The sequence below is a fragment of the Actinomadura chokoriensis genome, from assembly GCF_041463665.1.
GTDB classification, from domain to species: Bacteria; Actinomycetota; Actinomycetes; order Streptosporangiales; family Streptosporangiaceae; genus Spirillospora; species Spirillospora chokoriensis_A.
The window spans coordinates 205,319-232,249 of sequence record NZ_JAXCEJ010000003.1 but is presented as its reverse complement, the minus strand read 5'-3'; the positions used below and the strand labels follow the sequence as shown (position 1 = coordinate 232,249).

General features: G+C 72.5%; 20 protein-coding genes. 6 read left to right on the top strand and 14 right to left on the bottom strand.

All coding sequences use genetic code 11. The features are described from left to right. Positions 1–36 precede the first annotated feature (36 nt). From SM418_RS07265 to SM418_RS07250, 4 genes are read left to right on the top strand one after another with little or no spacing between them, the layout of a single operon-like run. Positions 37–1,551 (top strand): DUF3375 domain-containing protein, encoded by a 1,515-nt coding sequence (locus SM418_RS07265; protein WP_371939882.1) that lies wholly within the window; start codon positions 37–39, stop codon positions 1,549–1,551. Continuing rightward, positions 1,544–2,215, top strand: coding sequence for a DUF4194 domain-containing protein (locus tag SM418_RS07260; protein WP_371939881.1), 672 nt, complete (start codon positions 1,544–1,546; stop codon positions 2,213–2,215). Before SM418_RS07265 ends, SM418_RS07260 begins: the two co-directional genes overlap by 8 nt. Continuing rightward, positions 2,212–5,568, top strand: coding sequence for an ATP-binding protein (locus tag SM418_RS07255; RefSeq protein WP_371939880.1), 3,357 nt, complete (start codon positions 2,212–2,214; stop codon positions 5,566–5,568). The genes SM418_RS07260 and SM418_RS07255 overlap by 4 nt, the downstream gene beginning before the upstream one ends. Continuing rightward, positions 5,520–6,797, top strand: coding sequence for a Wadjet anti-phage system protein JetD domain-containing protein (locus SM418_RS07250; RefSeq protein ID WP_371939879.1), 1,278 nt, complete (start codon positions 5,520–5,522; stop codon positions 6,795–6,797). Before SM418_RS07255 ends, SM418_RS07250 begins: the two co-directional genes overlap by 49 nt. Positions 6,798–6,887: 90 nt before the next feature. On the opposite strand, the gene SM418_RS07245 is transcribed toward SM418_RS07250, so the two are convergent. The 9 genes from SM418_RS07245 to SM418_RS07205 form a co-directional block, all read right to left on the bottom strand. Beyond that, positions 6,888–7,928 (bottom strand): beta propeller repeat protein, encoded by a 1,041-nt coding sequence (locus SM418_RS07245; RefSeq protein WP_371939878.1) that lies wholly within the window; start codon positions 7,926–7,928, stop codon positions 6,888–6,890. A 132-nt stretch (positions 7,929–8,060) separates the two neighbouring features. Beyond that, positions 8,061–9,431 (bottom strand): phosphotransferase family protein, encoded by a 1,371-nt coding sequence (locus SM418_RS07240; protein WP_371939877.1) that lies wholly within the window; start codon positions 9,429–9,431, stop codon positions 8,061–8,063. 37 nt (positions 9,432–9,468) lie between these two features. Next, on the bottom strand, positions 9,469–10,389 hold the full coding sequence (locus SM418_RS07235; protein ID WP_371939876.1) for a DUF7064 domain-containing protein: 921 nt from the start codon (positions 10,387–10,389) through the stop codon (positions 9,469–9,471). 33 nt (positions 10,390–10,422) lie between these two features. Beyond that, positions 10,423–12,078, bottom strand: a complete 1,656-nt coding sequence (locus SM418_RS07230; protein ID WP_371939875.1) for a thiolase C-terminal domain-containing protein — start codon at positions 12,076–12,078, stop codon at positions 10,423–10,425. A 96-nt stretch (positions 12,079–12,174) separates the two neighbouring features. Continuing rightward, positions 12,175–13,698 carry a FadR/GntR family transcriptional regulator gene (locus tag SM418_RS07225; protein WP_371939874.1) on the bottom strand — a complete coding sequence of 508 codons (1,524 nt, stop codon included), beginning with the start codon at positions 13,696–13,698 and terminating at the stop codon, positions 12,175–12,177. 36 nt (positions 13,699–13,734) lie between these two features. Beyond that, on the bottom strand, positions 13,735–15,189 hold the full coding sequence (locus SM418_RS07220) for a FadR/GntR family transcriptional regulator (protein ID WP_371939873.1): 1,455 nt from the start codon (positions 15,187–15,189) through the stop codon (positions 13,735–13,737). Between the two features lie 51 nt (positions 15,190–15,240). Then, positions 15,241–15,963: an ABC transporter ATP-binding protein gene (locus SM418_RS07215; protein WP_371939872.1), complete on the bottom strand. Its 723-nt coding sequence runs from the start codon at positions 15,961–15,963 to the stop codon at positions 15,241–15,243. Beyond that, entirely contained in the window at positions 15,960–16,823 is an 864-nt protein-coding gene (locus tag SM418_RS07210) for an ABC transporter ATP-binding protein (protein ID WP_371939871.1), read from the bottom strand. Before SM418_RS07210 ends, SM418_RS07215 begins: the two co-directional genes overlap by 4 nt. After that, entirely contained in the window at positions 16,820–18,859 is a 2,040-nt protein-coding gene (locus tag SM418_RS07205; protein ID WP_371939870.1) for an ABC transporter permease, read from the bottom strand. The genes SM418_RS07210 and SM418_RS07205 overlap by 4 nt, the downstream gene beginning before the upstream one ends. Positions 18,860–19,129: 270 nt before the next feature. On the opposite strand from SM418_RS07205, the gene SM418_RS07200 reads away from it, so the two are divergent. Beyond that, complete coding sequence (locus SM418_RS07200; RefSeq protein WP_371966049.1) at positions 19,130–20,401, top strand: ABC transporter substrate-binding protein; 1,272 nt, start codon at positions 19,130–19,132, stop codon at positions 20,399–20,401. Positions 20,402–20,425: 24 nt separating this feature from the next. Here SM418_RS07200 and SM418_RS07195 read toward each other — a convergent pair whose 3' ends face one another. Genes SM418_RS07195 through SM418_RS07175 form a run of 5 tightly spaced genes read right to left on the bottom strand, consistent with a single transcriptional unit; the run spans position 20,426 to position 25,439 of the window. After that, positions 20,426–20,647: a hypothetical protein gene (locus tag SM418_RS07195; RefSeq protein WP_371939868.1), complete on the bottom strand. Its 222-nt coding sequence runs from the start codon at positions 20,645–20,647 to the stop codon at positions 20,426–20,428. A gap of 10 nt (positions 20,648–20,657) precedes the next feature. Then, positions 20,658–21,803: an amidohydrolase family protein gene (locus SM418_RS07190; protein ID WP_371939867.1), complete on the bottom strand. Its 1,146-nt coding sequence runs from the start codon at positions 21,801–21,803 to the stop codon at positions 20,658–20,660. A gap of 22 nt (positions 21,804–21,825) precedes the next feature. Further along, a complete protein-coding gene (locus SM418_RS07185) occupies positions 21,826–22,689 on the bottom strand; it encodes a mycofactocin-coupled SDR family oxidoreductase (RefSeq protein ID WP_371939866.1) in 864 nt (287 codons plus the stop codon). A gap of 50 nt (positions 22,690–22,739) precedes the next feature. Continuing rightward, the gene (locus SM418_RS07180; protein WP_371939865.1) at positions 22,740–24,218 is read right to left on the bottom strand and encodes an aldehyde dehydrogenase family protein; all 1,479 of its coding nucleotides are present in this window, start codon (positions 24,216–24,218) and stop codon (positions 22,740–22,742) included. 30 nt (positions 24,219–24,248) lie between these two features. After that, entirely contained in the window at positions 24,249–25,439 is a 1,191-nt protein-coding gene (locus SM418_RS07175; protein ID WP_371939864.1) for a cytochrome P450, read from the bottom strand. Between the two features lie 163 nt (positions 25,440–25,602). Between SM418_RS07175 and SM418_RS07170 the strand changes: the two genes are divergently transcribed. Next, on the top strand, positions 25,603–26,835 hold the full coding sequence (locus tag SM418_RS07170; RefSeq protein ID WP_371939863.1) for a CaiB/BaiF CoA transferase family protein: 1,233 nt from the start codon (positions 25,603–25,605) through the stop codon (positions 26,833–26,835). The last annotated feature ends 96 nt before the right edge of the window (positions 26,836–26,931 follow it).

Here is a 26,931-nt window from a genome sequence, read left to right as displayed (position 1 = left end):
GTGGCGGGTGAGCCACAGGTCCTACTCTTGTCGGCGATGGGTACACGAGGTGTGGAGGGCGCGTATCAGGGTGCGCTCCGGGCGTTCCAGAACCCGATGCTCGATTTGCTCCACCGGACCTACGCGCCGTTCGTGGTGACGGTGCTGGCGATGATGTTCACGCCGGAGCGGCCGACGGTGGCGGTGGCGGATGCCCACGCGGAGATCGCCGACGCCCTCGACCAGTTGCGGGCCGCGGGCTACGGCGACGACGGCGACCAGCCGCTGCCGGCGGGGAACGCCCGTGACCTGTGCAGGCAGTGGGTGCACGCGGGCTGGCTGGTGCGGCAGGTCTCCGACGACGTCGAGGTGTACCGGCTGTCCGCCCATGGCGTCGGCGCGCTCGAGGTGGCCGGCCGGGTCGGCGGGGCACGGACGAGGGTGTCGGAGTCCCGGGTCCGGACGCTGCTGGAGGCGGTCGAGCGGCTCGCGCAGGACGCGGACCCGGACGTGATGGCCCGGATGGCGCGCCTGCAGACGGAGATCGACCAGCGTCGGCGGGAACTCGACCGGCTCGAACGGGGCGGCGCCGTCGACACCGTTGACGACGACCAGTTGCTCGAGGCGGCCGAGAACGTGCTGCATCTGGCGCGGGAACTGCCCGCCGACTTCGCCCGCGTCGCCGAGTCGATCAAGATGATGCAGCGAGACGTCGTCGCCGACCTGCGGCAGGATGTGCGGCCGACCGGGGAGGTCCTGCGCGAGTACCTGGAGCGCGGCCGGCAGATCATGGACGCGACACCGGAGGGCCGCGCGTTCGCCGGGGCGTTGCGACTGATCGGTGACCCGGCGCAGATCGACGACCTGTGGGGTCTGCTGCGCACCGTGCTGCGGCACGGTTTCACCGAGCTGATGCCGGAACCGCAGCGGCGGGAGCTCGCCGAGATCGCACGCCGGATCGAGCAGGGCGTCAAGGAGGTGCTGGCCGCGCAACGTCAGGCGTCGCACGTCATCACCACCCAGGTGCGCAACCACGACCCGATGCGGGACCGCCAGGTGGACGAGTTGCTGCGGGACGTGATGTCCGGATTCCACACCTGGGTGCCGGGGTCGCGCCGCGGCGCGGTCGTCGCGCCGCTGCGCCGCCTGCCGGTGGCCGACGTCGGGCAGCTGCGGCAGACCATGAGCGACCCGCGTCCGCCGCGGCCGCCCACGCCGCTGCGGGAATGGGACGAGGCGGAGGACGTGCCGTCCGCGGACACCCGGGCGTGGGGCGGTCCGCAGTACGCCGAACTGCGCGCGCATCTGGCGGCGTTCGCGGGCGGCGCGGACGGCGTCGACGTCGCGGCCGCGTTCCGTGCGGCGGCCGAGGAGATACGGCGGCCGGTGGATCTGCTCGGCCTGCTGGAGATCGCCCATGATCTCGGAATGACCGACACGGCGGAGGTCGCGGTGGTCGACGCGGTACGGCCGGACCGGACCCGGCGGCGGTTCGCGTTCGGCGGCGTGCTGGCGGCGAACCCGGCGCCGGCCCGCGCCGAGGACGACACACCGGGAAGCGACGATGAGTGAACCGGACGGCGCGGACGACGGCTGGTCGACCGGCGCGGCGGCCGGCTTCATCGACCCGGTGGCGATGGAGGACGACCCGACCGAACTGTTCGCCGGTGACAGGGGCACCCTGGACGTGGACGTGCGGCGGGTGCTGGTCCGGCTGCTGCAACGCAGGTTCCTGCTGGCCGAGAAGAACCCGGCGCAGTGGCGCACGCTGCTGGAGAACCATCAGATCATCGAGTCGCGGTTGCACGACCTGTTCGTCCGGCTCGTGGTCGATCACGATCGGGGCATCGCCTACAAACAGCAGGTGCGCTCGGCGGAGCTGGAGGTCCCGATCCTGCTGAGGGACGACCCCTACAACCGGGCCGAGACCCTGGTGCTGGTCTACCTGCGCACCGTCTTCCAGCGGGAACGCGGCACGGGCGAGACGTCCGCGCGGGTCGACATCGAGGAGCTGGAACAGACCGTCCTGACCTATTTCGATCCAGCCGACCACAACCTCGCCCGCGGCCAGCGCGAGATCCGCACCGCGGTGCAGCGCCTGGCCACCGAGGGCCTGCTCGCGGAGGAGTCCGCGGGCCGGTACCGCATCACGCCGCTGGTCGAGGTCGTGCTGAGCACCGAGAAGCTCACCGAACTGAACAGCTGGCTGCGAGAGCAGAACGAGGCCGCGCCATGAGCATGATCGACACGCTGTTCGGGCTGATCCCGGCGGCATCGCGGGGGCAGCAGTGGGTGGCGCGGGACCTGCAGCTGGTCAACTGGGGCGGCTACGACGGGTACCACCGCGTCCGGTTCGCTCCCGGCGCGACGCTGTTCAGCGGCGGCTCCGGGTCGGGCAAGTCGACGCTGATGGACTCCTACATCGCGTTGCTGATGCCGCACACCACGCCGTTCAACGGGGCGTCCAACGGCGGGGTGGTGGGGCGGCCGCGAGGCAAGGACCAGCGCAACATCCTCTCCTACGCGCGCGGGAAACTCGACGAGTCGCGGGCGGACGGCGAGACGAGGCTGCGGGTGCTGCGCGGGGACGGCCGTGACACCTGGTCGGCGATCGCGATGACCTGGGCCGACCGGAGCGGTGCGGTGTTCACCGCGCTGCGGGCCTGGTACGTGCCGTCGTCCGGGCGCACCCTCGACGACGTCGTCGTGGTCCGCGCCACCCGCGACGACGCCTACGACCTGCGCGAGCTGGACGGCCCCGCGGGCAGCAGGCTCGCCCGCGCCGCGGTCGCCGCGACGGGACTGACCTGCTTCGACACCGACCGGGACTTCACCGCCCGGCTGCACACCACGCTGGGCATCGGCGCCGCCGGGGACGGGCACAAGGCGGTCGGGCTGCTCGGCAGGATCCAGGCCGGACAGCAGATCACCACCGTCGACGCGCTGTACAAGACGATGGTCCTGGAGGAGCCGTCCACCCTCGCCACGGCGGACGAGGTGGTGCAGCAGTTCGACGAGCTGTCCGGCACCCGCGACCGGATGATCGCGGCCCGCCGGCAGGTGCGGGCGCTGACCCCGATCCGCGACCACCGGGAGGCCATCGACCTGGCGGTGACGCGGTTGCGGGTGATCGACGACGTCGGCTCGTTCACCGACCCGGCGTCCGCCGCGACGCTGTGGCGGCACGAGCGCCGGCTCGACCTGCTGCGTGCGGCCGAGCGGGACCTCGCCGGACGGCGCCGCCGGGCCGAGGAGGACGTGCGGGAGACGGCCACGCTGATCAAGGGGGCGGAGTCCCGGCGGGACGCGGTGCTCGACATCCTGCGCGCCTCCGGCGGCGACCGGCTGGACACCGCGCTCCGGGAGATCCGCGGCGTGGAGCAGCGGCTGGCGGACGTGGAACGTGCACGGACGCGATTGGACCAGGTCCTGGACACCATCGGCGCCACCGTGCCGACCGGTCGGGACTTCGCCGCGCTGGTCGACACGGCGCACCGGGCCCTGGCCGACTCCGGCGCCAGGAAGACCGCGCAGAACGAGTTCGCCGAGGCGACCGCGGAGCGCAAGGCCGCCGAAAGCGAGCTGGCCGGGCTGCGCGCCGAGCACCGCGCGGTCAAGGCCCGCCGCGGCAACATTCCCACCGACCTGCACGCCGCCCGCGACCTGCTGGCCGACGCCGCCGGGCTCACCCCGGACGACCTGCCGTTCGTCGGTGAGCTGATCGAGGTGCGCACGGAGTTCGAGCCGTGGCGGGAGGCGTTCAACCTGGCGCTCGGCGGGTTCGCCACCCGGATGCTGATCGACATCGGCCGGCTGAACTCGTTCCGGGAGGCGATCAACGCGGTGCCCGTCGCCCGGCGCATCCAGTTCGAGGGCGTCCGCACCGGCATGCGCGACGAGGTCGGGCTGAACGACAAGACGCTTCCCGGCCGGCTCGACTACCGTCCGTCGCCGTTCACCGCGTGGCTCAAGAGCGAGCTCGCTCGCGGGTTCGATTTCGTCTGCGTCGAGACGCCCGGGCTGCTGGTGCAGTACCCGAAGGCGCTCACCATCACCGGCCAGACGTCGCAACGCGGCCGGGGCGCGCACGGCGGCCACGGCCGGGCCAACCTGCTGGGGTTCACCAACACCAGGCTGCTCGCCGACCTCGACATCCGGATCGGCCACGCCCGGGAACGCCATGACGACGCCGTCGCGCGGGCGGCGAAGGCGGAGCAGGACCTCAACTCGTTCGAGGAAAGACGAACCGCTTACCGGACGGTGACCGAGCTGTCCTGGGACCAGGTGGACGTCGAGTCGGTCGCCGCCGAACGGAAACGGTGGGAGAGCGTCATCGCCGAGGTCCGCGCCGGCAACCCGGAGATCGACCGGCTCCAGGGCGAAGTGGAGGAGCTCAAGCGGAAGGTCACCAAGCTGACCGAGCACATCGGGGGACAGAAGAAGGACGCGGAGCGGCTGGAGAAGTCCTGGGAACAGATCGTCGACGAGGTGGACGGCGCCCAGCGGGCGCTCGACGCCGCCGCGGCGACCGGTACCGAGGTGAGCCGGGAGCACCGCGAGTACCTGGCGGCGCTGTTCGACGACGCCCCGGACGGCGCCGACCCGGCGACGGCGCTGGCGGAGTTCGACGCCGCGCACCGCCGCGGCGTCGAACGGATGCACGGCGATCGGAAGTCGGCGGAGGAGTCGATCAGCCGGTCGCGGAACGCGCTGCACGAGACGTTCTCGACGTTCGTCGAGCGCTGGCCCAACCCGAACCTCGGCACCGAACCGGAAGCCTCCTACCGCGACTTCGAGCGCCTGCTCACCGATCTGGAGACCAGCGGCCTGCACGAGCTGGAGACCGAGTGGCGCGACAGCCTGCTCAAACTCTCCGGCAACGACCTGACCAGCCTGGACAGCGAGCTCGCCGCGGCCGTCCGGGAGATCCGCGACCGGATCGACCCGGTCAACCGCATCCTCGCCGAACTGCCGTTCGCCGACGACGGCCACCGGCTGCGCATCGACCCGCAGGAAAGCCACTCGTCGGTGCGCGCCCGGTTCCGCAAGGAGCTGCGCGAGGTGCGCACGGTCATCGACAAGGCGGCCACGGACGCCGACCGGGAACGCGCCTATCACCGGATGGCCAAGGTGATCGACCGCATCCGCCGCACCGCGCCCGACTTCGCCGACCTGGTCGACGTGCGCAACCATGTCCGGATCAGCGCGGAGAAATGCGACCTCGCCGGCGAGCATGTCGCGGTCTACGACCACATCGGGGAGAAGTCAGGCGGCGAGTCCCAGGAACTGGTGGCGTTCATCGTCGGCGCCGCGCTGCGCTACCAGCTGGGCGACGCGGGCGCCGAACGCCCCCGCTACGCCCCCGTCTTCCTCGACGAGGCGCTGATCAAGGCGGACGCGCACTTCACCGGCCGGGCCATCGGCGCTTGGCGCGGATTGGGCTTCCAGCTCGTCATCGGCGCCCCCAACGACAAGCACAGCGCGATCGAACCTCATGTGGACGCGGAATACCTGATTCTCAAGAACCCCGAGGGGCGGTCATGGGCGAAACCCATCGTGGCGGTTCCGGACGCGTCACCTCCCGGCTGATCAGCCCGGACGACGCGATCGAGTCGCTCCGCGGCAAGGTCCACCGGAAATGGGCGGACGCCGTGTGCGCCGACCTCGGCGGCGGCGACCCGGTCACGTTCTCCGTCCCGCTCCGTCCCGGCGTGTCGACCGGTGGTGCGGTGGCGCGGGTCGGGTACCCCGCCTGGTACGCGTGGCGCATGCGCTGGCGTGAGCTCACCGACCGGCAACTCGCGGGCGTCGCGATCGTCCGCAAGCCGATGTCCGTCCAGGGCGTAACGGACGACTACCCCGCCACGCTCGTCGCGGACCTGGACGCCGCCGTCGCCCTCGTCTCCGGAACCGGACCGCCTGCCGTGGACGTCGCCCGCGCCCGGACGCTCGCGTCGTCGCTGCGGTCCGCCGGCGCGGTCGTGACCCCGGCCACCGTCCGGGCCGCCTGCCAGCTCGGAGCCGTCGACGCAGAGGTGCTGCTCAGCGCGGTGACCTGGCTGCGCCGGCACCCGGACGCGAGCGCGTGGACCGCACGTCAGCTCCCGATCCCCGGCATGCACACCAAGTGGCTCGACACCCATGGTGCGCTGCTGCGCGACGTCGCCGGACGCGACGTCCGGGATGAGGTCCGGCCCCGCCCGGCCGTGGTGCACCTGACCTACGTCGACCCCGACCATGCCGGGTCGGGCCGCCGCAGGCATGACGCCTGGACCACCGGCGACACGCACGACATCGCCTACCGGCCGCGGATCGTCCTCGTCGTCGAGAACCGCGACTCCCGGCTCTGGTTCCCGCCGGTGAGGGACACGATCGTCGTCGAGGGCGTCGGCAAGGCGGCCGCGGCCCTGCTCGCGAACGTGCCCTGGATCCGCGCTGCGGACCACGTCGTCTACTGGGGAGACATCGACGCGGACGGATACGCGATCCTCAACGGGTTCCGTGCCGCGCTGGCCGAGCCCGCACCGGACGACGCGCCACCGAAACCGGTCGCCTCGATCCTGATGGACGCCACCGACCTGCACCGCTACGCCCAGCACGGGCTGAACCATGACAAGGCGGGTCGCCCCATCAAGTCGTCCTCGGTGCCCCTGCCGCGCCTCACCGACGCCGAGGCGACCGCGTACGACACCATCGCGACCGCGGGCGTCACCCCGTTCCGCCGGATCGAACAGGAAGCCATACCCCTCGCCGACGCGGCGACCCGGTTGATGGAAGTCACCAAGAGAGCGCATCCGTATCCGGTCCCAAGCCGGTGACCTGTGTGGACGGGTTTCCGGCAAGTGCCGGGGCGGCCAGGCACCACGTGCGGTACCTCTGCGGCGGCCGCCCCGGGCGTCCAGCTCAGCTCACGAGTTGGTGATCGCCGCCGCGTTGCTGTCGCTGGAGCCGACGCCCCACACCGTGGACGTGCCAGGCAGGACGGTGACCCCCTTGACGCGCGTCCCGGACGGGACGGCGGCGAGTTCCCATGCACCGCCGCTGTACCGGTACAGGTTCGGGCTGCTGCCGGTGCCGGCGGCCACCCATGGGGTGCCGGACGCGTCGACCGCGAGGTCGTAGAGCATTTCGGTACCCGTGGGCGCGGGGACGACCGTCCACTCGCCGCCGCTCAAGTGGGCGAGGTAGCCGTTCATGATGACCCAGACCTCGTTCGCGGCCACGGGCACGACCCTGGTGATCCAGTCGTTGACGCCCGCCGGGAGTTCGGGGGGCGTGACGCTCGTCCAGGATGTGCCGTCCCAGTGGGCCAGGCCGGGCAGCGAGTGGTTCCCGAGGTCGGTGTAGCGGTCGCCGACGAGCCAGGCGTCGGTCGCCGTGCGCGCCTGCACATCGTTGATGGAGCGCAGCTCCCCGGGGATCGAGAACGGCGTCCACGCGCTGCCGTCACGCCGGTAGACGGAACCCGGTCCGTTGTACAGCCACGTGCCGGCCGGGCCTGTGCTGACCCGGTCCCCTTCGGCGTGGACCCCGGCCACGCGCTGGAAGGCCGATCCGTCGAACCGCGCGAGGTAGCCGGGCGTGTCCCCCCAGGTTCGGCGGGCGGAAGCCCAGGTCTCGGTGCCGTAGGACGAGATGGTGCCGACCCCTCCGTCTCCCGTCCATCCCTTCAGCGGGTACTCCTTCCAGGAAGAGCCCGTGTACCGCCGCAGGACCGGGTTGCCGTTGTAGGCCTCGCAGTAGTCGAGTCGCGGAATGCAGTAGGCGCCCTGGGAGCCTCCGGCCCACACGCCGCCTGCGCCGTCCGGAGTGACCTCGTCCAGCACTGCGGTCGGCCAGAAGAACGGCAGCGAGACGGCGTGGAAGTCGGTGACGGCCGCCTGCGCCGTCCCGGGCACGGCGAAGAGGGTGGCCGCCACCCCGAGAACGGTGATCATGGATCGCTTCATGGCAGCACTATGGAGCCTCGCAAGCGGATTGCGCCAGTGTTCACTGACATCTTTCTGTCGTGCGCCTCCTGAACCGCCCTCCCTCGGACGCCGCTCGCATACCCTCGGCGTTCGTTGATCAAATCGCCGCTCTCAGGAGAGGGGGTCGTAGTGGCGGTCCGCCAGACGGCCCATGGCCGGAAGGCAGACCTGCGTTTCCCGGAGCACCCACCGATGGAGTACCGGGAGTGCGGTGGGGATCGGCACCGCGCCCTCCCGCAGTGCCGCCGCGAGGGCGGCCTGGCCCGCTGCCACGCTCTCCGGGCGCGAGCCGAGCACGGATTCGAGGTCGTCGAGTTCCCGGCGGCGCTTGGCGTCCGCGAGCCGCTCGCTCTCGCGGAGGTACTTCAGGATGCGTGCCAGGCCCTTGCTGCGCAGGACGACGAAGGGGTCCTCGCTGCGCGGGACGATGATGTCCTTGATCTGGGCGATCGCCGCGTCGTAGAACCGGTCGTTGGCGCCGGGGGAGGGGGCCATCGGCGCCGGACTTTCGAGGGCGGCGCCGATGGCGTCCGCCAGAGCCTCGACGAACAGGCGGCGGTGCAGGGTCGTGTACACGAGGCCGTTGCCCACTTCGCCCAGGGGGTCGGGGTGTCCGGCCCCCCGGTGGGCCAGGATCAGGATGCGCAGTTCGGCCAGGACCCGGTAATAGCGGACGCGGTCCAGGTCCACGGAGCGTCCGGACGCCGCCGCGTAGTCGGCCAGCCGGTCGGGGATGTGGGTGAACGGCTCCTGCACGGCGCGCAGGGTGACCCAGGCGAGGTCGTCGTGGGGATCGCCCAGATGCGCCAGTTCCCAGTCGAGCACGGCGGTGACCCGGCCGTCCTCGTAGAGGAAGTTGCCGGGGCCGGTGTCACCCTGGACGATCACCACGGGGCCGGAGGCGTCGGGGACGTTGCCCCGCACCCAGGCGAGCCCGAGTTCGACGAGCGGGTCGGCGGGGGACGCGGAGGCCCGGTAGAGCGCCTCCCAGCGGTCGATCTCGGCGGTCAGCAGGTCGCGCAGGCCCGCGTCCGGGGCGGTGGGATGGATCCGGCGCGGGTCGACCGCGTGCAGGGCGGCGAGGATGCCCATGAACTCGCGGGCGACGCGGATCCGCTGCTCCTCGTCGCGCAACTGGGAGAACCAGGTCCGGCCGGGGACCCGCTCGGCGAGGATGGCCTGCTCGGTGGGGTGCACGGCATGGATGCGCGGCACCGGGACGGGCGTGTCCTGCAGCGCGAGGAAGAAGCGTGCCTCGTCGTGCAGGGTGAAGGACTCGTCCCCCTTGCCGCGGTCGTAGCGCAGGAACAGCTCCAGCCGTGTCCCGTCCGCGGTCTCCGCGTCGACGAACCAGGCTTCGCGGCGTCCCCCGCCGGGCCGCCGGTCATAGGAGACGATCTTTCCCTGGACGGCGCCGGCCATCCAGTCGACGAGGGCCTGGCTGAGCCCGGTGGCCGGCTCCTCCTCGGGGGACGCGGACATGCCCATCACGCTCCTCGGTTCCATGCGTCGGGGGTGGTCAATCCCGGGGCCATTCCTTCAGCGGCCAGACGTCCTGGTCCTCGCCGTTCAGGGGTCGCCCCTCGACGGTCCAGCGCAGGCAGGTGCACAGGCACAGCGAGGTGGCGCCCGGCAGGAACATCCGGCTCGTGCCGTCCGCGCGGCCCGCCGTGACACGGCCGAGTTCGTCGCGCACCTCCACGGAGATCGCGGTCACCCAGTTCTCGGTGGGGTGGCGTTCGACCTCGCGGCGGCCGTCCACGATGCGCGCCACGCGGCCGTCGCGCCGCACGTAACCGCTGTAGACGTGTTCGGCGCCGGCGCTGTCAGGGGCGGTGTAGGTCAGGAAGCTGAGGTCGGGGGACGCCGCCCAGGTGTAGCCGACCCGGCGGTAGCCGCGCTCGTGCCGCGGCCCCCAGGACCGGTCGCGCATGGCGTGGCAGTCGACGTCGATCCGCTCGCCGTCCAGGACGATGTGGCCGGTGATCCGTCCCGTCTGGTCGTAGTGGGAGGCCTTGGGGTAGGGCGGCTCGCCGCGGCGCAGCGGCACCGGTTCCTCGACGGCGTCGAAGCGGAACCGCGCCTGGACCCGATCGCGGTCGTCGTACCGCAGGTCGTAGGACATGCCGGGCTCCAGCGTCCGCACCGACAGGCCGGTGGGGAAGTCGAGGGTTCCGGGCCCGCGGGGGACCGGCGGCTTGAGATGGCCGAACTGCTGGAAGAACGGCAGGCCCCACGGGGCCGTCGCGGTTCGATCCCACATCCACATGCCGCCGCCCGTCGTCCCCGGGGTGCCGCGGACGGACGCGTACAGCCACCCGCCGAGGTCGCGCTCGGGGACGAAGAAGGAGTACCAGAAGGTCTCCGTCTCGTAGAAGTCGTCGCTCGGGCGGTGCAGGTCGTCGTCGGCGGGGGCGAAGCGGTCCTCGGCGTCGATCACGGTCGGGTGCCTTTCGTGAGGGGGACGGGGGCCTCAGCGGTCCGCGCGCAGCAGCAGGGCGCCCGACGGGACGCCGCCGCCGGCGGTGACGACCGCGACCCGGGCGTCCGGCACCTGCCGGGCCCCGGCCTCGCCGCGCAGTTGCAGCATTGCCTCGCGGACGAATCCGTAGCCGTGCGTCCGCCCGGCGGACAGCTGGCCGCCGTGGGTGTTGAGCGGCAGCCGCCCGCCGAGGGCGATGCCGCGGCCCTCGTCGACGAAGTCCGCGGCGCCGCCGAACTCGCAGAACCCGAGCGCCTCCAGCCACGAGAGGGCGTTGAAGGTGAACCCGTCGTACAGTTCGGCGACGTCGACGTCGTCCGGGCGCAGCGACGTGCGGCTCCACAGGTGGGCCGAGGGGCCGAGCGACTGCGGCAGGTGGGTCAGGGTGTCCTGGTCCCAGCTCAGCCGCTCGGTGATCTGGGTGCCGGCGGCCTCGACCAGCACGGCCGGCCTCGGCCGGTCCGGCGCCGTCTCCACGGCGGAGACGACGACGGCGACCGCTCCGTCCACCGGGACGTCGCAGTCGTACAGCCCGAAGGGGGAGGAGACCATCCGGGCCGCGAGGTAGTCGTCCATGGTCAGCGGGTCGCGGTAGACCGCCTCGGGGTTGCGGGCGGCGTTGCGCCGCGCGTTGATCGCGATCCAGCCGAGCGTCTCCCGGCCGCCCCCGTACCGGTGGAAGTAGTGGGACGCCTGGCAGGCGATCCAGTTCGCCGCCGACGCCGCGCCGAACGGGAGGCGCCACTCCATCATGCCGGTGGCCGGACCCTCCGGGACGGGCCACCGGCCGGAGCGGACCAGGGCCGTGTGGGAGGACTCCCACACCGTCCGGAAGCACAGCACGTGCCGGCACAGGCCGGCGGCGACCGCCAGCATCGCCGAGGTGATCGACCCGATCTGGCCGGGGGTCTCCGACCCTCCGTTGACCCACGTCGGGCGCAGCCGCAGGGCCTCCTCCAGGGCCATGATCCCGCCCTCCGACATGCCCGCGGGGGCCGGGCCGGGGTAGGTGGCCAGGCCGTCGATGTCGGCCGCGGTGAGGCCCGCGTCCTCGATCGCGTTCAGGCAGGCGTCCGCGGTGAGCGACAGGGGGTCGACCATGAGGCGGCGTCCGACCGCCGACTGCCCGACGCCGGTCAGGGCCACCCTGTCCTCGAACTTGCGCGGCGCGGCCATCGGGCGCGGCACGGGACGGCGCGCGGGCGGCCCGGGGACGTGCCCGGCCCGGCCCGGATGGTCCGGGTCCGGTTCGAACAGCGGGACGTGGACCTCGCCGGCCTTCTCGAACAGGACCCTGACCCGCATCCCCACGTGCACGTCGGACGGGTCGCAGTTGACGATGTTCGTGGTGAGGCGCGCCCCCTCGTCCTCGTCCAGGACGACGATCGCGATGACGTAGGGCGGCGGGAAGCCCGGCAGCCACTGCTGGTGGTTCACGGTGAACCCGGCCACCGCGGCCCTGCCGCCGACCGGCGTCATGGCCATCGCCGGGCTCCGGCAGGACCGGCACCGCGGCAGCGGCGGATGCGTGTAGGCCGAGCAGTCGCCGCAGCGGGCGATGCGCAGTTCCCCGTCCCCGCCAGCGGCCCAGAAGTCCGCGCTGGCGAGGGTCGGCTGCGGCACGGGCCGCGCCGTCGGTTGATCCATGGAGAAATTATAGTGCTCACAATTCAGCGAGCTCAAGGGATGATCAGCGAGCATCCGGGATATCCAGAGAATTGAGTGCTCTTAAAGCGCTTACGATCAGGCGGACAGGTGGCGCCTCATCCGGTACTGGGCCAGGCTGGCGTCGCCGTCCAGGATCGCGTCGAGGATCATCGGGTGCCGCGCGCCGCCGCGGTCCCCGCAGCCGCCGGGCGCCCCGGTGCGGCTGGACAGCTCCGTGATGATCCGCAGGAAGAGGGTCAGGACGGGGTTGCCGGCCAGTTCGGCGAGTTCGGCGTGGAAGTCCCGATCGGGCTCGGTGCCCCGTGGCCGCCCCAGCCGGTCGCGCGTCGCCGCCAGCCGCGCGGCGACCTCCGGCTCGTCCCGCCGGGCGGCCAGCTGCGCGACCAGCCCGACCTCGATCGCCTCGCGGACGACGAGCAGGTCGGCGGGCGCGGCGCGGCGGTAGGCCAGGTACAGCGCGGTGGCGTCGATGGCCGCCCTCGGCTCCTGGTGGGTGACGACCAGCCCGCCACCGGGGCCGCGCCGCGACATGGCGACCGAATGGTGCTCCAGCAGCCGGACGGCCGCGCGCAGCACCGCGCGGCTGGTCTCGTACCGCTCCATCAGCTCGGACTCGGATCCGAGAACCGTCCCGGCCTCCATGCGCTCCCGGACGATGTCCTCGTAGATGCGCATCGCGACCACCTCGGCCAGCGTGCGACCGGCGGCCAGACCCACCGGTTCCGGCGCCAGCCGGACCGCCGGCCCCTCGCCGGTCCCGTCTTCGCCGATCGCGTCGCGGAACCACCCGGTCACCTCGTCCAGGTGCTTGATCAGCTCGACCTGGGCGCGTGGCGCATCCCCGGCGACCGTGGCGTCGAGGATGGCGGCATGCCGGTGATGAGAGGTACCGGTGAAGCGGCGGACCTCGCCCTCGGGCATCGGCTGCGCGAGGGCCACGTAGCGGTAGGCGAGCTGCTCCAGAACTTCGATGAACACCTGGAGCACCGGGTTGCGGGTCATCTCGCTCAGCACCGTATGGAACAGCCCGCCCGCCCACTCGGCGGCCCGCGCGGGCGACAGTTCCGCCGCGTGGGTCTCGCGCAGCCTCGCGATGCCGTCCTCGTCGATGCGCTCCGCGGCGAGCCTGCCGAGCACGGGCTCGATGAGGCGGCGGGCGTGCAGCACGTCGCGCAGGTCGGTGCCGAGGTACTCGATGTAGACGACCATCGCCGCCACGGTAGGCTCGGCGTCCGGGGCGCAGACGACCAGCCCGCCGCCGGGGCCCCGCCGCATCCGGGCGACCTGGTGGTGCTCCAGCAGCCGTGCCGCCTCGCGCAGCACGGTGCGGCTCACCCCGTAGCGCTCCCGGAGCACCGGCTCGGAGTCGAGGACCTCCCCGACCGGCCAGCCCTGGGCGATCACCTCGGCCTCGATCCGCCGGGCCACCCGGGAGGCGAGCTTGTCCACGGCGCCGGCCGTGCCCAGCCTGCCCGCGGCGCCCGCCGTCCCGTCCGGGCCCCGGTCGCCGGGCGCGGGGCCCTCGTTCCGGGGGACGCGGACCGGCCGGGGCTCCGCGCGGGGCCCGGGCGGCTCATCCCTGACTTCCGTGGCGTCCACGCTCCGATCTTAGGTAGTCGGCCGGGACGGGAGGCGTCACCAGGCGTGGCATGCGGTGAGATCGCGGCGGACGCGATGCCGCGCCAGGCTCTCGTCCCCCGCGAGGATCGCGGCGACCACCTCCCGGTGCGCGCGCTCCCGCCCGCCCGCCGCGTGCGGCCGCGCGGCGTCGGCGCCCGCCCGCCCCGGCCGCAGCGCGGAAAGGATCCGGAGGAAGAGGGTGAGCACGGGGTTCCCGGCAAGGTGCACCAGTTCGTCGTGGAACGCCGCCGGAGGCTCGCCACGCACGGCGGCCTCCAGCCGCACGGCCGTTTCGGGCTCCCCTCGCCGCGCCGTGACCGGGCCCAGCGCGCCGAGCTCGATCGCCTCGCGGACGGCCCGCAGGTGCTCGGCCCCGGCGCGCCGGTGGCCGAGATAGAGGGCCATGGAGTCGATGCTGGCGGCCGGGTCCGGCGCGGTGACCAGGAGCCCGCCGCCGGGGCCGCGGCGCATCCGGGCGACGCCGTGGTGCTCCAGCAGCCGGACGGCTTCGCGCAGCACCGCGCGGCTGGTGCCGTACCGGTCCAGCAGGTCGGCCTCGGAGCCGAGCAGGGCGCCGACCGGCCAGCCGTCCGCCGCGATCGTGTCCTGGATCCGGGCGGCGACCAGCTCGCTGAGCTTGGCGCCCGGGGCCTCCAGCAGCTGCCACGCGATCGGGCCGTCCGCGCCGGGGCGGTTCTGCTTCAGCCATCCGGCGGCCTCGCGCAGATGCTCGGTCAGCGCGGCGCAGGCCCGCCCCGTGTCGCCGGCGATGACCGCCTCGACGATGACGGCGTGGCTGCGTCCCGCCACCTCCTTGTTGCGCACCGCCTCGGCCTTCGATTTGCGCCGGGCCGTGTGCGCGTACCGGTCGGTGAGCCGGGTGAGGACCTCGGTGAAGGCGAGCAGCGCCGGATTGCCCGACAGCTCGCAGAGCGCGGTGTGGACCGGGTCCTGCGACCAGATGCCCGGCTCGGCGCGCCGCCTCGCCTCCTGCCCGAGCAGGCCCCGCAGCAGCCGGACGCCCTCCTCGGTGAGCCGCTCGGAGGCCAGCACGACGGCGGGGGGCTCCAGCAGCAGCCGGGCGTCGGTGAGGTCGTCGACCGTCGTGCCGACGTAGTCGAGGTAGGTGACCATCGCGCGGGCGGCGGGCGCCACGTCCGGGGCCGTGACGAACAGGCCGCCGCCGGGGCCGCGCCGCATCCGCGCCACCCCGTGGTGCTCCACCAGCCGGACCGCCTCGCGCAGCACGGACTTGCTCACGCCGTGGCGGTCCTGCAGCTCCTGCTCCGAGCCGAGGTTGCGGCCGACCGGCCAGCCCGAGTGGACGATCTCGTCCTCGATCCGTTGTGCCACCCGCGCGCCCAGGGCGCCCGCCCGCACGCCGCTCCGGATCTCGGGCAGGACGGCGGGGACGTGCGAGGGGGCGTCGGCGCCGCCGGTCGGCGGGACTTTCGCAGCGGGCGTCGCCATGGAGTGGGAGCTCCCTCACAGGTGGTCGAATGCGCCCATTTTAGTGACCCGTCAGGCGCCGGCGGCCTCGCCGAGGTAGTGCCGCAGCACCTCGTCTCCGGCCGCGGACGCCGCCCCCTCCCACGCGACGCTCCCGCGCTGCAGGACCAGGCAGCGGTCGGCGAACTCCAGCGCCCGGTGCGCGAACTGCTCGATCATGATGATCGCGACGCCCGCCGCCCGCGCGCGCTCCAGGCTCTCGAACACCACGTCCACCAGCCTGGGGGCGAGGCCGAGCGACAGCTCGTCGGCGATCGCCAGCCGCGGTGTGATCATGAGGGCGCGGGCCAGGCTGAGCATCTGCTGCTCGCCGCCGGAGAGCGTGCCGGCCCGCTGCCGCCGCCGGTCGCCCAGCACCGGGAAGATCGCGAACGCGCGGTCGATCGCGTCCGCGCGCTCCGCCCCGGCCGCGATCAGCGCCATGCGGAGGTTCTCGTGCACGGTCAAGCCCGGGAAGACCCCCCGGCCCTCGGGCAGGTGGACCAGGCCGGACCGGCGGATCGCGTCGGGGGACGCGGACGCGATGTCCCGTCCGGCGAAGGTGATCCGTCCCGTGCTCGCAGGCACCAGCCCGCTCAGCGCCCGGGCGAGCGTGCTCTTCCCGGCGCCGTTCGCGCCGAGCACCGCCAGGGCGCCCTTCGCCGGGACGTCGAAGGACACCCCGGACAGCGCGAGGGCCGGACCGTAGCGGACTTGAAGGTCCCGAACCGACAGCAGGGGCGTGCTGGTGTTCAACGGCTCTCCTCGTCCGGGACGGCACCCTGGGCGGTGCTGATGCTGGGGCTGGTGCGGGACGGTCGCTCGGTCCCGAGGTAGGCGGCGCGCACGGCCGGGTCGGAACGGATCTCCTCGGGCGGACCCGACCGGATCATGGCGCCGAAGTCCAGGACGTAGACCGTCCCGCACATGCCCAGCACCATTTCGACGTCGTGTTCGACGAGCAGCAGGGAGACGCCGTGGTCGGCGTTGACCCGCGCGAGCGTCGCCGCCAGTTCCCCGGTCTCCCGCGTGTCGAGCCCGGACGAGGGCTCGTCCAGCAGCAGGACCTCTGGCCCCGTCGCCAGTGCCCGGGCGACCTCGACCAGCCGGCAGGCGCCGAGGGGAAGCCCCGACACCTCGCGGTTCCGCAGGTCTCCGAGGCGCAGCGCGTCCAGGACCGCGTCGACGCGCTCGTTCTCGGCGGCGCTCGGCCGCCGGAAGCCGCCGCCGGTCACCAGGTCGCGCAGGATCCGGCCCCCGCGGTGGCGGACGCGGTCGGCCAGCACGACATGCTCGCGGACGGTCAGGCCGGAGAACAGTTCGGGGCGCTGGAACGTCCGGGCCAGGCCGCGCCGGGCCCGCGCGCTGGCGGAGGCGCGGGTGACGTCCTCGCCGCCCATCCGCACCTGCCCCGCGTCCGGTCTGAGCAGGCCGGACAGGACGGCGAACAGCGTGCTCTTGCCCGCGCCGTTGGGTCCGACGAGCCCGACCACGGCGCCGGGCGGGACCGTCAGGTCCACGCCGTCCAGGGCGACGAGCCCGCCGAAGCGGACCGTCACCCCGCACGCCTCCAGCCGGGTCGTCATCGTGGAGGATTCGCCGGTCACGGTGCTCACGCGCGCTCCCCGCCGGTCAGTTCGGTTTCTGGCGAAGCCGCACGGCCGCCCGCGGGGTCATCCGCCGGGCGGGACTCGCCGGCCGGCGCCGGTCCGTCCGCTGGTTCGGGCCGGGGCTGGACGGCGTTCCGGCGTGCCCCGCGGTCCAGGACGCTCCGCAGTTGCCGCGCGTGCATCGCGAGGATCCCGTCCGGGTCCTTCGCGACCATGATCGCGCCGAAGCCGAACAGCAGCACCGGCACCTCGGCCCACCCGGTGGGCAGGTAGGTCTGGAAGACCCCCGGCAGGAGGTGGAAGCTCAGGCCCGCCACCAGCGCGGCGGCGGGGGAGCGCGCGCCGACCGTGACGAGGACGGCGAGCCAGACCAGCCCGCCGAAGACGTTGTAGGAGTCCAGCAGCGCGGCCTGGACGTTCATGGCGAGGAAACCGCCGCCGACGGCCGCGATGTAGGTCGCCATCGCCGACACCAGCAGCTTGGTCCGGACGATGCTCAGGCCGAGCGTCCGCGAGCCGTCCTCGCTCCAGCGCACCGCGCTCATCGCCAGCCCCCCGGTCGAACGCCGGAAGTTGGTGAGGAACAGCGCGAGGAGGACGAACGCCGCCAGCGTCAGGTAGGCGAACGCGCGGTTGTCCTCGGCGAAGCCGGGTCGGGGCATCGGCACCCCCTGCCCGTAGTTGTTGAAGCGGTCACGCGTGAACACCAGGGTCTGGACCAGCAGCCCGAACGTCAGCGTGACCAGTGCCACGTAGAGGTCGCCGAGCCGGATGGTGAGCAACCCGATGATCAGGCCGAGGGCGACGACCGGCAGCGCCCCGAGGAGGACGGCCGCCAGCGGGGGCCAGCCGTGGGAGGCCGCCAGTTCCGCCGAGACGAGCGCGCCCAGGCCCGCGAACGTGATCTGGCAGAGCCAGATCATCCCGCCTTCTCCCGTGGCGAGCGTGTACGACAGCAGGACCAGGCTCAGCGCCAGCCCGGTCACGGCGAGCCCGCCCCAGTACTCGTCCAGGACGAGGGGGAGCGCCGCGACCGCGACCACCCCGGCGGCGGCCGCCACCGTCGACGGCGAGCGCGGGCCGGGCCGTGCGCCGGCGCCGCCCGCGCCGCCGTCCTCCACCCGGATCGCCCGGTCCAGCGCCCCGCCCGCCGGCCGGTCCGCGGCCCGCCCGCGCAGCGCGTAGCAGAGCAGGAAGAGCAGCATGAAGCCGAACGGGATGCTCGGCACCACCTGCGCGGACAGCGCGCTCTCCGGATCCAGGTAGCGCTGGGTCACCGTGGTGACCACCCCCATGGCCAGGGCGGCGAGGACGGCGACGGGCAGGCTCGTCAGCCGCGCGGCGACGACGGCCGCGAACGCGGCGGCCATGAGGAAGGTCATTCCGTCGGTCGACAGGCCCGCGGTGGGCGCGACGAGGATCCCGGCGAGCCCGGCCAGGGCGGTGGTCGCGGCCCAGACCCCGAGCGACACGCGCGAGGCGCTGACACCGGACAGGCCGCTGAGGGCGGCCGAGTCGACCAGCGCGCGGATCCTGAGCCCGACGTCGGTGAACCTCAGCACCGCCACGCCCACGATGAGCACGATCGCGAGGCCGAGGTAGTTCACGACCTGGTCCATGGTGACGGTGGCGCCGAACGGGTGGAACACCCGCAGCGGTACGGGGGCGAGTCCTGGGGCGGTCGTGTTGGTCAGCTTGCCGAAGATCAGGTCGACGGCCGGCGGCAGCGCCACCGACACCCCGATCGTGGCGACGATCTTGATCAGCGGGGGGCGCAGCCGGAGGTGGCGGAACAGCAGCCAGTAGAGCAGCGCGCCCAGCAGGGGAGCGAAGACCCCCAGCGAGACCGCCGCCGCGGCCGCGATCGGCCAGCCGTTCTCGGTGTGCAGGAAGTAGTAGAACCGGGCGACGGCGAAGGCCGTCGCCCCGAAGGCGAAGTTGAAGACGCCCGAGGAGACGTAGGTGACGACGAGCGACGCCGAGGCGATCGCATAGATCGCGCCCAGTGCCAGACCGGCGAGGACGTACTGCAGCACGGACACCGCCCAGGGGCTTCGGCCGGACACGGTGGTCGGGCCACGGTGGTGTGATGGCCATCACTGTGGTCCACATACAGTGCACTTAGTTACCCAAGTGCGTCAAGGTGCGCCCGGTGTCCTCCGGCGAGTGCCCTGAGGTCCTCGGGCCACTCGGAGCGGTTTCGTGGTCCGGATGAATCCCCAGGTAACGCTTGCGTTACGGCTCTCGCCATAATTGTGTCCATTAAGTTTACTTAGCTACCTAGGTTAGCTGGCTCGGTGAAAGGGACGACGATGCCAAGACCCACGCCATGGAAGCCGCCGAAGAAGACGCCTCTCGCCCTCGGCGCCTCGGGCGCCGCCTGCGTCCTCCTGCTCGCCGCGACGGCGTGCGGCGGCGAGTCGGACGCCGGCTCGTCCGCCGCGAAGATCGGAGTCCTGACGTCGCTGAGCGGCTCGGCGAGCGCCGGCTTCACCGGCATCGAGGGCGGGGTCAAGGCCCGCCTGGCCGCCTACAAGCAGGAGCCCGGCGCCTGCAAGCGCGACTTCCAGGTCGTGATGGCCGACGACACCTCGACCCCCCAGGGGGCCCTGGCCGCCACCCAGAAGCTCGTCCGCCAGGACAAGGTGTTCGCGGTACTGCCGAACAGCTCGTTCTTCTTCGGCGCCGGCCAGTTCGCAGGCACCCAGGCCAAGGGCACCCCGTTCGTGGGAGCGGGCTTCGACGGGGGCAAGCAATGGCTGAACGGGGACTACCGGAACCTGTTCAACGTCCTCGGCAACGCCGACTACGAGAAGGTCGCCTCCACGATGGGCGCCTACTGGAAGAGCCTCGGCGGTACCAAGGCGGCCACGGTGAGCTTCGACACCGCGAGCTCGTCCGGTGCGGCCTTGGCCAGCGTCCAGTCCGCCGAGAAGGCCGGGTTGGGACGCGGCTATGTCAACGTCAAGGTGCCCTTCGGCAGCAAGGACGTCGGCTCCATCGTGCTCGGCATCAAGAACTCCGGTGCCGATGTGCTGTACCTCCCCGTCACGCCCGAGACCGCGTTCGCCATCGCGGGCGGCCTCGCGCAGGCGGGCGTCAAGATGAAGTCCGTGCTCCTGGCCACCGGCTACGGAGCCGACCTGCTGAAGTCCGAGCCCGCCGTTCAGGCCGCCCAGGGACTCGGCTTCGTGTCTCCCTCCGCGCCCGTCGAGGTGCCGACCGCCGGGGGCAAGGCGATGTCGGAAGGGCTCCAGAAGTACGCCGGGTCGGCGTCCCCGCTCCCGAGCTTCTCCCAGTCCCTCGGCTGGCAGACCGCCGACCTGCTGCTGCACGGGCTGAAGAAGGCGGGCTGCGACGCCACCCAGAAGCAGCTCATCGACGCGCTCCGCGTCAGTAAGGACTGGGACGCGGGCGGCCTGCTGCCGAAGCCGATCGACTTCACCCAGTACGGGACCATCGCCGGCAGCCACGGGCCCGGCAACTGCTTCTACGTCTCGTTCCTGCGCGGCAAGAAGTTCGAGCCGGACCCCAAGGCCAAGCCGGCCTGCGGCACCCTGCTCGACGAGAAGGTGAAGCGCTAGGACTCCGCGACCCGTCCGGCGCCCTCAAGCGCCGGACGGGCCGGAGGGCGCGGCGAAGGGGTGGGCGCGCAGCGCCGCGAGGCGCCGCTCCAGCGCCGCCCGCTCGTCGGCCCGCGGCGGGTCGGCCGCGTCCAGGAGCGCCTCGGTCTCGGCGATCTCGGCGCGGATCCGCTCACCCGCCTCATGGCGGGTGAGCAGGTCCTGGTCCGTCCAGTCGGAGCGCTCCGACTCCGGCGGCCCGCTCATCGGCCGGCCCTCACGCGCCGAAGTCGTAGAGCCGGCGGGTGTTCAGCTCCACGATCTTGTGGACCTCCCCGTCCGGGACGTCGGCGAGCCGCTCGGCCGCGACGGCGCGGCTCTTCGGCCAGTAGGAGTCGGAGTGCGGGTAGTCGCACTCCCACGTGATGTTGTCGATCCCGATGGCGTGCCGCGCCTGGATGCCGAACGAGTCGTCGATGAAGCACCCGTGGAAGTGCTCGGCGAACAGCTCGGAGGGCCGGACGTCCTGGTTGACGTTCTGGTAGAAGCGGTGCCGCTCCCAGGTGGTGTCGATTCGCTCCAGCAGGTAGGGCATCCAGCCGATGCCGCCCTCGGACAGGCCGACCTTCAGCCGCGGATGCTTGTGGAACACCGGCGAGAACAGCAGGTCGGCGGTGGCGTACATCGAGTTGCAGCCGAAGAGGGCGATCATCACGGCCATCGGCGCCTCGGGCGCGGTGATGGGGGCCTGCCCCGAGGTGCCGAAATGCATGGACAGCGGCATGCCGGTCTCCTCGGCGGCCGACAGCACCGGGTCCCAGTGGTCGGTGTGGAAGGAGGGGAGCCCCAGCGGGACGGGGTTCTCCGGAAACGCGATGGCCTTGGCGCCCTTCGCGGCGCACCGGTGGATCTCCGCCACGCACAGCTCGACGTCCCACAGCGGCAGGATGATCAGCGGGATGAAGCGGTCGGGCGCGGTCGCGCACCACTCGTCCAGGATGTAGTCGTTCCACGCCAGGACGCACAGGTGCGCCAGCTCGCGGTCCTCCCCTTCGAGGAACACGGTGCCGGCGAAGCGCGGAAAGGACGGGAAGCACAGGGCTCCCCACACGCCGTCGATGTCCATGTCCGCCAGCCGTGCCCGCGGGTCGTAGCAGCCGGGGATCATCTCGTCGTAGCGGGTCGGGTCGATCCCGAACTCCTCGGGGCGCTTCCCCGCGACCGCGTTGAGGCCGATCGTGGGGTAGAGCCGGTCCTCGTACCGCCACACCTCCGAGGGCGGCCCGCCGCCCGCGCGGGCCTGCTCGACGATGACCGGCCCGCGGTCGCGGAGCGCGGCCGGGAGCCGGTCCGACCACACGTGCGGAGGCTCGATCAGGTGGTCGTCGGTGGACAGCAGCTTCATCCAGGGCTGCAGAGGCATCGGGTGACTCCTCGTATAGGGGTTACAGGGCCGGCGGCTGCTGGGGGCGGCTCTTGACGTAGGCGCCGGCGTCCACCCGCAACTGCATGCCGGTCATGAACCGGGACTCGTCGGAGACCAGGAACAGGACCGTGGCGGCGACGTCCTCGGGCTCGACGTACCCGACCGGCATCGCGTTCATCATGGGGAAGGTGAGGAGCGCGTCCTCCCGGGTGGGGTTCTCCAGGTCCGGGCGGAAGACCCGGTACATCGGGTCGCTGTTGAGCATGTCGGTGTTGGTGTTGGTCGGGTGCACGGCGTTCGCGCGGATGCTGCGCGGCGCCAGCGTCACCGCGAGGTCGTGGACGAACGAGGCGACGCCCCGCTTGGCCCACGAGTAGCCGAGGCCCCCGAAGCCGTTGGCCGGGTTGTCGGTGCTGCCCGGCAGGAGCCCGGCCACTGACCCGGTGGCGACGATCGAACCGCCGTCGGGCAGGTGCGGCAGCGCCGCCTGGACGGCGTGCACGACCCCGTTGAAGTCCACCGCCACGGCGTCCAGGAACGCCTGCGGGTCCTGCGAGCCCAGCGGGCAGATGCCGGCCTGCGCGACGACGGCGTCCAGCCCGCCGAGTTCGGCGACGCCGGCGGCGACGGCGTCCCTCAGCTCGCCGGGCTCCCGCACGTCGGCCTGCCGGGCGACCATGCGGCGGCCCAGCTTCTCCACCTGGCGGACGGTCTCGTCGAGGTCGTCGCGGGTGGCGAGCGCGTAGCCGTTGGTGGGGATGTCGGCGCAGAGGTCCACGCCGATGATGTGCGCGCCCTCCTCGGCGAGCCGGAGCGCGACCGCCCGGCCCTGGCCCCGCGCGGCCCCGGTGATGAACACGACCTTGTCCTGTACACGGCCCATAGCCGTTCCCTTCTCGTCTTGCCCGGACGGGTTCACTGGGTGCCGCAGGCTCAGCCGGACCCCACCGACCAGGCGATGCTCTTGGTCTGCAGGAACTCGTCGAGGCCGTGCTCGCCCCACTCCCGGCCGAGCCCGCTCTGCTTGTAGCCGCCGAAGGCCACGTGCGGCGTGACCCCGCCGCCACCGCCGTTCACCGAGACCAGGCCGGCCCGGACGCGCGTGGCGATGCCGTACGCCCGGACGGGGTCGGCCGCCCACACCGAACCGGCGAGCCCGTAGGGGTTGTCGTTGGCGAGCCGCACGGCCTCGTCGTCGTCGTCGAAGGCGATGACGCTGCCGACCGGCCCGAAGAACTCGGTCCGCGCGATCGTCATGGCGTTGTCGACCCCGGTGAACAGCGTGGGCTCGAAGAAGTAGCCGCGGTCCAGGTGCGCGGGGCGGCGGCCGCCGAACGCGATCCGCGCGCCCTCCTCCTCGCCGGTGCGGACGAGCTTCTCGACCTTGTCGCGCTGCGCCCGGCTGATCAGCGGCCCCATGGCGGTGCCGGGATCGGCCGGGTCGCCCACCGTGATGAACTCCAGCGCGGCGACGGCCTTGCCGACCAGCTCGTCGTACCGGGAGCGGTGCACCAGGGTGCGGGTGAACAGCGAGCAGCCCTGGCCCGTGTTGACGGTGATCCCGGCCAGCATCTCGCCCAGCGCCTTGTCGAGGTCGGCGTCCTCGCACACGATGCTCGCCGACTTGCCGCCGAGTTCGAGCACGACCTTCTTGATGCCGCCGGCGGCCTGGGCGTACACCTGCCGGCCGACGGCGTCGGAGCCGGTGAAGCTGACAAGGTCCACCATCGGGCTGGTGGTGAGCTCGCGCCCGGCATCGATGCCGCCGGTGACGATGTTGAGGACTCCGGCGGGCAGGCCCGCCTCCTCGGCGATCTCCCCGAGCAGTACCACTTCCAGCGGAGCGGAGGGCGCGGGCTTGAGCACCGTCGTGCAGCCCGCGGCCAGCGCGGGCGCGAGCTTCATGACGCTCAGGAAGAGCGGGAAGTTGTACGCCGGGATGAGCGCGGCGACGCCGAACGGCTCGCGCCGCAGGACCCCCTGCCCGATGCCCAGCCCGGGGACGACGGTCGGCGGCATCGGCCGCTCCCACGCGAAACCCGGCATGATCCGCTCGGCCATGTCCCTGAAGTGCGCGATGGGTACGCCGACCTGGAGCGTCTCGGCCAGCATGCGGACCGAGCCCGCTTCGGCGATGTTGAGATCGGTGAGCTCGGCCGCGCGCCGCTCCATGATCTCCGCCATCCGGACCATGATCTGGGCCCGCTCCCGGACGGGCATCGACGGCCACGGGCCTTCGTCGAACGCGCGGCGCGCGGCCCGCACGGCCCGTGCCGCGTCCTCGCGCGTCCCGTCCGGGACGCGGCCGAGGACCTCCTCCGTCGCCGGGTTCACGACGTCGGTCCACGCGTCGCCGGTGCTCTCCGTCCAGCCGCCGTCGATGTAGAGCCGGTGGGTGGGCACTTCGCTCATGAGTCGCCTCCTCCTTGGCGCCGGCGGCGCTCAGACGTCCCAGCGCAGGGGCAGTTCGTTCAGGGCCCACACGCCGCCGGAGTGCTCGGTCGGCTCCCCGGCCAGTTCGTAGTCGGGGATGCGCCGGTGCCACTCGGTCAGCAGCACGGCCAGCTCCTGGCGGGCCAGGTGGGATCCGAGGCAGCGGTGCGGCCCGCCGCCGAAGGACAGGTTCTTGGTGGAGTCGCGGTCCAGGTCGACGCGGCGGGCGCCGGGGTGGACGGACTCGTCGCGGCCCGCGGCCGACAGCGGGAAGACCGCCATGTCGCCGGCCTTGACCGGGCAGCCGTGGAACACCTCGTCCTTCAGGGCCTTGCGGGCGGTCTGCACGATCGGGTAGGCGCGCAGGATCTCCTCCACCACGATCGGGACGTGGTCGGGGTCGGCCACCAGCCGCGCGCGGTCCTCGGGGTGGGCGGCCAGGTGCCAGAACGCGTAGGACGACTGGCTGGCGACCGTGTCGAGGCCCGCCATGAACAGCAGCAGCGAGCAGTTCAGCAGGTCCTCGTCGCTGACCGGCTGGCCGTCGATCTTCCAGTGCAGCGCGGTGCTGACGATGTCCTCGGCGGCGGGGTCGGGAGCCGCCCTGCGCTCGGCGATCAGCTCCATGAAGTACTGGATCACCAGGCCGACGCCGGCCGCCACGCGCTCCCGGTCCTCCCCGGAGTGCAGGATCATGCCCTCCCACTCCAGGAACTCCGGCAGCTTCGTCACCGGCATCCCCATGATCTCCAGGAAGACGGTGGAGGGGAAGACGCGCGCGACGTCGTCGACGAAGTTGCATTCGCCCCGGGCGGCGAGGTCGTCGATGATCTCACCGGCCAGCCGCCGCTGGTTGCCCGCCATGCTCCGGACGCGCCCGGGGGAGAAGTAGCCGCGGAGCAGGTGCCGCCACGGGGTGTGCTCCGGCGGGTCGAGCATCAGCGGGATCAGCTTGAACGGCGGGTTGGGCTCGGTCGGCGTGACGACCGAGCTGGACCACAGGTCGGTCCGGTGGAGGCCGTCGTGGATGGCCTCGTAGTCGGTGAAGACCCAGTAGCCGCCCGCCTCCTCGGAGCGCAACACCGGGCGGGCGCGGTCCTGGTAGCCGTCCATGCGCTCGAAGAACGTCATCGCCGGCGCTGTGCTGAAGGTCTTGTAGTCCTCGATGGGACAGGTCCGCGGGGTGGGGTCGGCGGCCATCTCGGCTCCTCGGTAGGCGGTCCGGACGCGATGCCCTGGATCGTACGACCGCCGTCTCGATTTGGGTAGTCTCAATTGCTGTTCTCAGGTGCGAGGCCTTGCTAGCTTCCCGCAATAACGATCTACTGAGTGCACACAATAGGGCTGCGGGAAGGCGGTATCCATGCATCGACCGATGGAGGGCGTGCGCGTCCTGGAGGTCGCCCAGTTCACCTTCGTGCCGGCCGCGGGCGCGGTGCTCGCGGACTGGGGAGCCGACATCATCAAGATCGAGCACGCCGAGCGGGGCGACGCCCAGCGGGGGCTGATCCGGGTGCTCGGGCTCGACGCCCTCGGCAAGGGCGGCTCGTTCTTCCCGATCATGGAGGGTCCGAACCGGGGCAAGCGCAGCGTCGGGCTCGCCCTGGAGAACCCGGCGGCGCGGCCGGTGCTGGAGCGCCTCGTCCGCGAGAGCGACGTGTTCCTGACCAACTTCCTGCCCGGTGCGCGCGCCAGGCTCGGTATCGAGGTCGAGGACATCCGGGCGATCAACCCCGACATCGTCTACGTCCGCGGCAGCGGGTTCGGCCAGCGCGGCGACGAGGCGGACAAGGGCGGGTACGACAGCACCGCCTTCTGGGCCCGGGGCGGCAGCGCCGCGGGAGTCACCCCGCCGGACTCGGAGTCGATGATGCGCATGCCCTCGGGCGCCTACGGCGACTCCATCGGCGGCATGACGATCGCGGGCGGGATCGCGGCCGCCCTGTACTCCCGGAAGGCCACCGGTGAGCCGTCGGTGGTGGACGTGTCGCTGCTCGGCGTCGGCGCCTGGGCCACCCAGTTCTCGGTCAACATGGCGCTGGCGATGGGCGGCCCGCTGCCAAGGATGGGGCACCCCAAGCACGGATCGGTGGCCAACCCGCTGATCGGCCCCTACCGCACCGCGGACGGGCGCTGGCTGGAACTGGCGATGCTGCAGCCCGGCCGGTACTGGCCCGAGTTCTGCACGGTCGCGGGACGCGAGGACCTGATCGCCGACGAGCGCTTCGACGGCGTCGAGAACATCATGAGGAACGCCGCCGAGGCGAGCGAGATCGTGGCGGGCATCATCGCCGGCCGCGACCACGCCGAATGGGTCGAGCTGCTCAAGGGGACGGACGGGCAATGGGCGCTGGTCCAGGAGCCCTGGGAGGTGGGGCAGGACCCGTCGCTGCGCGCCAACGGCCTCATCGCGCCCCTGGCGGACGCCGACGGGGTCCAGCGGGAACTGGTCGCGAACCCGGTCCAGTTCGACGAGACCCCGGCGGAACTGCGCCGCGCCCCGCAGTTCGCCGAGCACACCGACGAGGTGCTGCGCGAGCTCGGGTGGAGCGACGACGAACTGATCCGGCTCAAGGTCGAGGGCGCGATCACCTGAGCCGCCGGAAGCGATGGCCCCGCCCGACGCCGGGGCCCCGGAAAACGCGACGGACCGGCCGGAGGAGAGGGCTGGCGGCGGGGCGGACGTCACGCC

Excerpts from the sequence above, each read along its gene's own strand:
- SM418_RS07190 (WP_371939867.1), bottom strand. The coding sequence starts at position 21,803 with ATGCCTCTGCAGCCCTGGATGAAGCTGCTGTCCACCGACGACCACCTG.
- SM418_RS07260 (WP_371939881.1), top strand. The coding sequence starts at position 1,544 with ATGAGTGAACCGGACGGCGCGGACGACGGCTGGTCGACCGGCGCGGCG.
- SM418_RS07240 (WP_371939877.1), bottom strand. The coding sequence starts at position 9,431 with ATGTCCGCGTCCCCCGAGGAGGAGCCGGCCACCGGGCTCAGCCAGGCC.
- SM418_RS07200 (WP_371966049.1), top strand. The coding sequence starts at position 19,130 with ATGCCAAGACCCACGCCATGGAAGCCGCCGAAGAAGACGCCTCTCGCC.
- SM418_RS07185 (WP_371939866.1), bottom strand. The coding sequence starts at position 22,689 with ATGGGCCGTGTACAGGACAAGGTCGTGTTCATCACCGGGGCCGCGCGG.
- SM418_RS07230 (WP_371939875.1), bottom strand. The coding sequence starts at position 12,078 with ATGGATCAACCGACGGCGCGGCCCGTGCCGCAGCCGACCCTCGCCAGC.
- SM418_RS07250 (WP_371939879.1), top strand. The coding sequence starts at position 5,520 with ATGGGCGAAACCCATCGTGGCGGTTCCGGACGCGTCACCTCCCGGCTG.
- SM418_RS07220 (WP_371939873.1), bottom strand. The coding sequence starts at position 15,189 with ATGGCGACGCCCGCTGCGAAAGTCCCGCCGACCGGCGGCGCCGACGCC.
- SM418_RS07170 (WP_371939863.1), top strand. The coding sequence starts at position 25,603 with ATGCATCGACCGATGGAGGGCGTGCGCGTCCTGGAGGTCGCCCAGTTC.
- SM418_RS07265 (WP_371939882.1), top strand. The coding sequence starts at position 37 with ATGGGTACACGAGGTGTGGAGGGCGCGTATCAGGGTGCGCTCCGGGCG.
- SM418_RS07255 (WP_371939880.1), top strand. The coding sequence starts at position 2,212 with ATGAGCATGATCGACACGCTGTTCGGGCTGATCCCGGCGGCATCGCGG.
- SM418_RS07180 (WP_371939865.1), bottom strand. The coding sequence starts at position 24,218 with ATGAGCGAAGTGCCCACCCACCGGCTCTACATCGACGGCGGCTGGACG.
- SM418_RS07175 (WP_371939864.1), bottom strand. The coding sequence starts at position 25,439 with ATGGCCGCCGACCCCACCCCGCGGACCTGTCCCATCGAGGACTACAAG.
- SM418_RS07245 (WP_371939878.1), bottom strand. The coding sequence starts at position 7,928 with ATGAAGCGATCCATGATCACCGTTCTCGGGGTGGCGGCCACCCTCTTC.
- SM418_RS07195 (WP_371939868.1), bottom strand. The coding sequence starts at position 20,647 with ATGAGCGGGCCGCCGGAGTCGGAGCGCTCCGACTGGACGGACCAGGAC.